This window comes from Psychrobacter sp. AOP7-A1-24, assembly GCF_052376235.1.
Lineage (GTDB): Bacteria > Pseudomonadota > Gammaproteobacteria > Pseudomonadales > Moraxellaceae > Psychrobacter.
Window position 1 is genome coordinate 1 of sequence record NZ_JBQSVM010000121.1, and the last position, 209, is coordinate 209.

Below are 209 nucleotides of genomic sequence, written 5' to 3' on the forward strand. Positions count from 1 at the left end.
CAGCAAGGTATCATCTTAAGCTATATTGAACCTGGCAATCCACAGCAAAATGCGTATGTAGAGCGCTTTAACAGAACCATGAGATATGATTGGTTAAATCAGGAGCTGTTTGATAATCTAGAGCAGGTACGCGCACAAGCAGAAAACTGGTTATACCATTATAATCATAAGCGCCCAAACATGGGCAATGGCGGTTTTACACCGATACA

General features: G+C 41.6%; 1 protein-coding gene. It reads left to right on the forward strand.

What is annotated here, in order from left to right; genetic code table 11:
* A partial coding sequence (locus ACT3QQ_RS13985) for an integrase core domain-containing protein (protein WP_444528438.1) occupies window positions 1–209 on the forward strand: 209 nt, incomplete at both ends.